Genomic DNA, 7,178 nt, shown 5'->3' with positions numbered 1-7,178 from the left:
CGCCTGAGTGTGACCCAAGCGGAACAGTTACCCGCCGATGACGGCGTCGAAGTGGCTTTTGCCGGTCGCTCCAACGTCGGCAAGTCATCCACCCTCAATATGCTGACCGAACGACGGGCACTGGCGCGGGTCAGTCGCACGCCGGGCCGGACCCAGGCCCTCAATATTTTCGACCTTGATCCCGGTCAGCGCCTCGTGGACCTGCCTGGCTATGGGTATGCCAAGGTACCCGAGGCGCTACGGCGCTCTTGGGGACCGCTGCTGGAACAATATCTGCGGCGGCGCGGCAGCCTGCGCGGATTGATCCTGGTGATGGACATCCGCCACCCCTACGGCCCTCATGATGCTGATCTCATTGCCTTCGCGGCGGGCTGCGGAAGACCAGTGCATGTCTTGTTGAACAAAGCCGACAAACTCAGCCGCGGCGCGGCCATTCAAGAAATGGCCCGCCTGCGGCGGATTCCAGAATTGCGGGGGGTCGCCATGCAGCTTTTCTCTGCCCAGTCAGGACTTGGTATAGATGAGTTGCATGAGCGTATAGCGACTTGGCTCACGCCAGAAGCAGAAAAAAAGCCCCCGGCGGATGCCGGGGCCAATAGCGAGCCCTCAAAGGGAGGGGAGGACTCATGATCCGGCCAGGGAGGATAGACCGGATCCAGACAACCAATAGGTTACCCACGGCTTTGGAGTGAAGCGTGCCCAAAAAGTTCAGTGAACGTCACCCTTGGCATGCGTTGCGGCCAGACTGGCGTGTTCGCTGGCGCGTGCACGTGCAACACTGGGCGAACCTCCTCCACCTGGAGGACTGGTATCCACATTTCCCCATCGCAGCGGCGGTAGGTCTTCTCGGGATATTCAACATCCTCCCAGCACTGGAGCATCTGCTGGGCCTGAGCTACGTCGGCAGTCTGGCAGCTGTCTCCCACAGCTTTGTGCTCGATGCCTTTCGCGGTATTCCACAGGGCGCTGCAGGCGTCATCTTGCTCATCATGTCCCTGGGTCTGCTCTTCCGCTCCCGTTTTGCCTGGGCCCTTGTCCTGATTATGGCGATGGCCGTCCTTGCCTTCGGGATTTATCGACACCCTTATCAGATCTCCGTGCTGCTTTATTACAATGCCGCCCTGGTGCTTTTTCTGTGGGTGTTTCGCGGCCGTTTCGATCGCAGCAGCCTGGCAACCGGTACATTGTTTGCGTTAGTCGGTGCCATCATGGTCGTGAGTTACGGCGTCTTTGGCGCATATATTCTGGGGGACGGATTCAAACCGCAAATTCACAGCCTTTCTACGGCGCTCTACTTTTCGGTAGTCACCATGGCCACCGTGGGCTATGGAGACATCCTGCCGGTCAGCAACGAATCGCGACTTTTTGTGGTATCTTTGATTGTGCTGGGAATAACGGTATTTGCCACTTCGCTTTCAGCCATTATCGTTCCGGCAGTGAACAACCGCCTGCAATCGGCCCTGCGAGGAGAAAAACGCCGCATGATCCGTAAAGACCACTACATTATCGCCGGGGACACCCCGCTGGCGCGCAACAGCTACCGCGAACTCAGGGGCCGCAATCTGCCCGTAGTAGTGATTATGGGCCACCAGCCTGATGACTCCATCTATCAGCCAGAAGATTTGATCATCGGCGACTCCAGCGATACGGATGTGCTGCGTAGTGCCGGGGCCGCGCAAGCCGCGGCCGTGCTCGCCCTGCGCGCGGACGATTCGGAAAACGCCTTTGTCGTGCTGGCTGTCAAAGAAATAGAGGGGTCAGCCAAAACAGTAGCCGCCGTCAATGACAGTAAAAATCTGGGCCGGGTACGCCGGGTGCAACCGGACATGATTATCGCTCCCCAGGTGCTAGGGGGTGAACTGCTGGCGATGGCTCTCAACGGCGAACAGTTGGACAGTACCGCGGTGATGAAGATGTTCCGCTTCAGCAGTGGAACAGCGGTGGACAAGAAGATCTGAGGCTAACTGTGGGCTTCGTCCCAGTGCCTGCCGACACCCAGATCTACCCGCAAAGGCACGGCCAGTTCCGCAACGCCCTCCATACGTTCCCGTAGCGCCGACTGCGCCGCCGCCAGACTGGCCTCCGGCACTTCCAGAATCAGTTCGTCATGCACCTGGAGAATCATCCGACCGCGCCCCGGAGCCTCCTGCAACCAGCTATCCACCGCAATCATTGCCATCTTGATGAGATCTGCCGCAGTGCCCTGCATGGGTGCGTTAATGGCCGCACGCTCGGCGTAATTACGCCGGGCCGGATTGCTGGAGCGAATTTCGGGTACATACAGGCGGCGACCAAAGAGCGTCTCCACATAGCCCTGCTTTTTCGCCAGGATGCGAGTTTGCTCCATATACGCAAGAACGCCGGGGTAGCGCTCGAAATAGCGGTCCATGTACTGCCTGGCGGCGGCCTGATCAATGCCCAACTGCTGGGCGAGACCATAAGGGGTCTGCCCGTAAATCAAACCGAAGTTAATGGCCTTGGCGGCACGACGCGCGGCGCTGTCCACCGCCTCCGGCACCAGATTAAAGACCTCGGCAGCAGTGGCGGCATGAATATCCTGACCCTCCGCAAAGGCTTGCAGCAGACGCGCATCTTTGGAGAGGTGAGCCATAATGCGTAGCTCTATCTGGGAATAATCCGCACTGAGCAGCCAGTGCCCGGCTTCGGCAATGAAAGCCTGGCGAATACGTCGGCCCTGTTCGGTACGCACCGGGATGTTTTGCAGATTCGGCTCACTGGATGAGAGGCGTCCAGTGGCCGCCACCGCCTGCTGAAAATGGGTATGGACCCGGCCGGTGTCGGGATTCATCATCTGCGGCAGTGCGTCCGCATAAGTATTCTTGAGCTTGGCCATGCCGCGATAATCGAGAATCAGGCGCGGCAGATCGGCATGCACAGCGAGCTGGGCGAGCACATCTTCATTGGTCGACGGCTGGCCGCCGGGGGTTTTCTTGAGTACCGGCAACTGCATTTTGTCAAAGAGGATTTCCTGAATCTGCTTGGGGGAGTTGAGATTGAAGGACTGCCCCGCCTGGACAAAGGCCTTCTGTTCACAGTCCGCCATATCCTTGCTCAACTCCGTGCTGAGCACTTCGAGCTGGACGCGATCGACTTTGACACCCGCTTCTTCCATGCGCGCCAGTACCAGCACCAGCGGCATTTCTATTTCCATCAACACCCGCTGCAAGCCCGGTTCGTTGGCAAACTGTGGCCAGAGTTGCGCATCCACCCGCAGACAGACATCCGCGTCTTCTGCCGCATAGGGCAGTGCCTCCACTACCGGCACATCGGCAAAATTACGCGCTGATTTGCCTTTACCGGCCACCTCTTCGTAGCGGATGTTCTGATGCTGCAGATAGCGCTCGGCGAGGGTGTCAAGATCGTGGCCATTGTGACCGCTGTTAAAGACGTAGCTTTCCAGTAAGGTGTCGCGCAGCAGGCCGGCGGGATGGATACCATACCGCCAGAAAACTCGCCAATCGTATTTAGCGTTCTGGGCCAGCTTGGCGGCCTGTGGGTCTTCCAGCCACGGGCGCAAAGCGGTGAGTACGGCCTGCCGATCCAGTTGCAGACTACCGTCGCGGTGGCCCATGGGAATGTAGACGGCCTGATAGTCACCACCGGCCTGCCAGGCGCAGGAAATCCCCACCAGATCGGCATGCAGCGGGTCAAGGCTCGTGGTTTCCGTGTCCAGAGCGGCCACATCGGCCGTTTTCAGGGCGAGCAGCAGCGCGTTCAGCGCTTCCTCAGTGGTGATGGCCAGGTAGGCCGCGCGCTCAATATCACTGCTCTGCTTTTCCGGCACCTTTCCCGCATCGTCCGCAGGCAGGTCCCTGAGCCAGGCATGAAAACCCAGGCGCTGCGCCAACGCCCGTAGGGCGGCCACATCCGCCGCCCGGCGGGCGTAAGTCGCGGCAGGCAGCGTCAGATCGCAGCGAATGGTCGCCAGATCACGGCTCAAGGGCAAATAATGTGCGGAAGCGCGTAGTGCCTCACCCACCTTGCCGCCGATGTCGCCGGCGTGGGCCAGCACACCGTCCAGATCACCATATTGCGTCAGCCACCGGGCGGCTGTTTTCGGTCCGGCGCCGGGCACGCCGGGGATGTTGTCCACCTTGTCACCGATCAGCGCCAGCAGGTCGGCAATACGCTCCGGCGGCACACCAAAGCGCTCCTCAACCCCGGCCATGTCCGTTTCGACACCTTTCATGGTGTCAAGGAGCCGCACTCGCGGGCTCACCAGCTGCGCCATATCCTTGTCGCCGGTGACGATAAGCACCTGCTGGTCGGGTGGCGCCTGCCGGGCCAGGGTACCGATCACGTCATCCGCCTCCACGTCGGGCTCAATCACCAGTGGCAGGCCCGTGGCCCTGATCCAATCGTGCAGAAGCGAAACCTGAGCCCGTAGCTCCTCCGGCATGGAAGGCCGCTGTGCCTTATACTCAGGATAAAGCCTGTCCCGGAACGTACCGCCGGGAGCGTCGAAGATGACGATGATTTCGTCGCTCGGATACTCTTTCAGCAGGCGACGGAGCATGTTGGCGACGCCGTAGATAGCTCCGGTCGGAAAGTTGTCCGGCGCGCGCAAGTCGGGCAGCGCATGAAAGGCACGATAGAGGAAGCTGGAAGCATCGACGAGGATACGGGGGTCTTGGGACATGGTTTGGGACTTCTCTGCGGATTTCCGTCATAATACGGAAAATTACCACCTTTGACACGGGAACGACGGATGCGGACTCATCTCGAAGAGGAAAAACTGCGCGACAAGGGCGAGGGACGCCTCACCCGCGAGGCCTGGAAAATCTTCCAGATTATAGCCGAGTTTGTGCACGGTTACGAAAAATTGGCCGACGTCGAACCCTGTGTCAGCATTTTCGGTTCCGCCCGCATTGACCCGGAACATCCCTGGTATCTGAAAGCCCAGGAGATCGCCGAGAAACTTTCCAATGCCGGGTTTTCCGTCATCAGCGGTGGCGGTCCCGGAGTGATGGAAGCCGCCAACAAGGGCGCCTTTCGCGGCACGGGCTACAGCATCGGGCTCAATATCGAGTTACCCCATGAGCAACATACCAATCCTTACCAGGATGTCTCCATATCCTTCGAGCATTTTTACTCACGCAAAGTCATGTTCGTGAAATACGCGGTCGCCTATGTGGTGATGCCGGGCGGTTTCGGAACACTGGACGAACTTGCCGAATGTCTGACCCTGGTACAGACCGGCAAGACCCGCAAGATGCCCATCATTCTGGTGGAATCCAGTTTTTGGAAAGGACTGATCGACTGGTGGCGGGAATCCATGTTGACGGCGGGGACCATCAGGCCGGAAGATCTCGATCTCATCACCATGATCGACGATACCGACGAAGTGGTATCGGCCATTTTCAATCACTATGAAAAACGCGGCTTTGCGCCGTCCGCCGCTGAGACAGAGGCCCTTCTCAACCTTTAAGGACCCCAGGGAGTATTACCATGTCCATACGCATATTCGCCCTAGTTGTCGGTACCTGCTTTGCGTTAGGCAGCAGCCTCTCCGCATGGGCAGCGGACGATATTCAGAAACTGCATCTGCCCACCCTGGCTCCCGATGCCAAGGCTGGGCCTAAAGCCGAGATCAAGGTGCCACAAGGCTCCAAAATTGAACAGTACAAGGTCAATGGCAAGGTGTACATGGTCAAGGTCATTCCACCAAAGCCGTTTCCGCCTTATTATCTGGAAGACAAGGGCGGCACCGGCCGTTTCACCGAAGTGCCACAAACGGCGGCTGAACATCTGAGTGTGCCTCAGTGGGTTATTTTTCGCTGGTAACTTGAGTACCGTTTATGTCCGTTTATACCAGTGTCAGTGACCTCGAACTTGCGCAATTTCTCAGAGATTATGACCTCGGTGGCGCCCGCGCGCTGACTGGTATTTCCGCTGGCGTGGAGAACAGCAACTATTTCCTTGATACTGAAAAAGGTCACTTTGTCCTGACTCTTTTCGAGCGTCTGCCACGCAGCAAAATCCCTTATTTTCTTGATCTCACCGAATGGCTGAGCCTGCGCGGCATCCCCTGCCCGCGTCCCATGCATACCCTGGCAGGAAACAGTCTCAGCACGTTATGTGGCAAACCCGCCGCCATCGTCCAGCGTCTGCGCGGTACGTCCATCGAGGGGCGGGCACCCTCTGTTGCCGAAATCAGCGCGCTTGGAACCTTGCTGGCGCGGATGCATCTGGCCGGAGAAGGCTTTCCCGAGCGGCACCCTAATCCTGCGGGCTTCTCCTGGTGGCAGGAGACGGCCAGACATCTGGTACCGCACCTGAGCCGCGAGGACAATGCCCTCATTGCCGAGGAACTGGCCTATCAGGGCACACGGGATCGCACAAATCTCCCCGGTGGCGTCGTGCATGCCGATCTTTTCCCCGATAATGTTTTGTTCGAAAACGGTCGGATCTCGGGCACCATCGATTTTTATTACGCTGGAGATGATGTCTGGCTTTACGACCTGGCGGTGGTGGCCAACGCCTGGTGTTCCGAGACCGATGGTCACTTTGCCCCCGTATTGCTCCGTGCGTTATGGGATGCCTATGTGGCCACTCGCCCCCTGCAGGCGGGCGAGGAAGTGTTATGGTTCCCCCTGCTGCGCGCCGCCGCCCTACGCTTCTGGCTACTGCGCCTGGATGCCATACATTTTCGTCGCCCCGGTACCATCACCCAATGCAAAGACCCGGAGGAATACCGGCAAATTCTTTTGCAGCGTCGGCGGCTGGTATAAACACCAACCCGCCACGGCTCCGCAACATCATGAAGAACAAGCCCTCGCTGGCGGGCAAGGTCCAATCCGGATGAAATACAGGCAGATCATTGCGGGTAGTTTAATCGTTGAGCGAGAAGGCGTTGCTCTGTGGAGAGCTTTCCAGAATATAGCCGTGACTTCCGCGCCGAACGACGCGTTCCTCTCCCACCGGCACTGCAGCATGAGAGTGACCAGCCTGTCGGGCAGTTTTTTGCGGCAACACCGAGTCGCCGCTGAGGCTCACCATCGGGCGCAAGTGCTCTAACAGCTTGGGACCGATGCCATGGATACTGACGAGTTCATCCACGCTCTTGAAAGGTCCATGCGCCTGCCGGTATTCCAGCACCGCCTGTGCCTTGGCCGGACCAATGCCCGGCAGCGTATCCAGTGCCGCGGCATCGGCGG

The 7,178-nt window shown here is 58.8% G+C and carries 7 protein-coding genes; 5 read left to right on the top strand and 2 right to left on the bottom strand.

Annotated features, from left to right (window positions below; genetic code table 11):
- Both yihA and kch read left to right on the top strand, forming a co-directional pair.
- Nucleotides 1-630: ribosome biogenesis GTP-binding protein YihA/YsxC (yihA, locus tag HF921_RS02920; protein ID WP_215862134.1), on the top strand; the 630-nt coding region annotated here is incomplete at its 5' end.
- Nucleotides 631-695: 65 nt separating this feature from the next.
- Nucleotides 696-1,958, top strand: a complete 1,263-nt coding sequence (gene kch, locus HF921_RS02915) for a voltage-gated potassium channel protein (protein ID WP_064218328.1) — start codon at nucleotides 696-698, stop codon at nucleotides 1,956-1,958.
- A 2-nt stretch (nucleotides 1,959-1,960) separates the two neighbouring features.
- Here kch and polA read toward each other — a convergent pair whose 3' ends face one another.
- A complete protein-coding gene (polA, locus tag HF921_RS02910; RefSeq protein ID WP_215893271.1) occupies nucleotides 1,961-4,660 on the bottom strand; it encodes a DNA polymerase I in 2,700 nt (899 codons plus the stop codon).
- A gap of 69 nt (nucleotides 4,661-4,729) precedes the next feature.
- Here polA and HF921_RS02905 point away from each other — a divergent pair, with 69 nt between their 5' ends.
- Genes HF921_RS02905 through HF921_RS02895 form a run of 3 tightly spaced genes read left to right on the top strand, consistent with a single transcriptional unit; the run spans nucleotide 4,730 to nucleotide 6,752 of the window.
- Nucleotides 4,730-5,449 carry an LOG family protein gene (locus tag HF921_RS02905; protein ID WP_064218330.1) on the top strand — a complete coding sequence of 240 codons (720 nt, stop codon included), beginning with the start codon at nucleotides 4,730-4,732 and terminating at the stop codon, nucleotides 5,447-5,449.
- A 20-nt stretch (nucleotides 5,450-5,469) separates the two neighbouring features.
- The gene (locus tag HF921_RS02900) at nucleotides 5,470-5,805 is read left to right on the top strand and encodes a DUF2782 domain-containing protein (RefSeq protein WP_064218331.1); all 336 of its coding nucleotides are present in this window, start codon (nucleotides 5,470-5,472) and stop codon (nucleotides 5,803-5,805) included.
- A 14-nt stretch (nucleotides 5,806-5,819) separates the two neighbouring features.
- Entirely contained in the window at nucleotides 5,820-6,752 is a 933-nt protein-coding gene (locus tag HF921_RS02895) for a homoserine kinase (protein WP_064218332.1), read from the top strand.
- Between the two features lie 100 nt (nucleotides 6,753-6,852).
- On the opposite strand, the gene HF921_RS02890 is transcribed toward HF921_RS02895, so the two are convergent.
- Nucleotides 6,853-7,178 (bottom strand): ComEA family DNA-binding protein (locus tag HF921_RS02890; protein WP_215893270.1); only part of this gene is annotated, 326 nt, incomplete at its 5' end.

It is taken from the genome of Acidithiobacillus ferriphilus (assembly GCF_018854775.1).
In the GTDB taxonomy this organism is placed as follows: domain Bacteria; phylum Pseudomonadota; class Gammaproteobacteria; order Acidithiobacillales; family Acidithiobacillaceae; genus Acidithiobacillus; species Acidithiobacillus ferriphilus.
The sequence above is the reverse complement of the archived record's forward strand: the minus strand, read 5'-3'. Positions and strand labels throughout refer to the sequence as shown.

Excerpts from the sequence above, each read along its gene's own strand:
- polA (WP_215893271.1), bottom strand. The coding sequence starts at position 4,660 with ATGTCCCAAGACCCCCGTATCCTCGTCGATGCTTCCAGCTTCCTCTAT.
- HF921_RS02900 (WP_064218331.1), top strand. The coding sequence starts at position 5,470 with ATGTCCATACGCATATTCGCCCTAGTTGTCGGTACCTGCTTTGCGTTA.
- HF921_RS02895 (WP_064218332.1), top strand. The coding sequence starts at position 5,820 with ATGTCCGTTTATACCAGTGTCAGTGACCTCGAACTTGCGCAATTTCTC.
- HF921_RS02905 (WP_064218330.1), top strand. The coding sequence starts at position 4,730 with ATGCGGACTCATCTCGAAGAGGAAAAACTGCGCGACAAGGGCGAGGGA.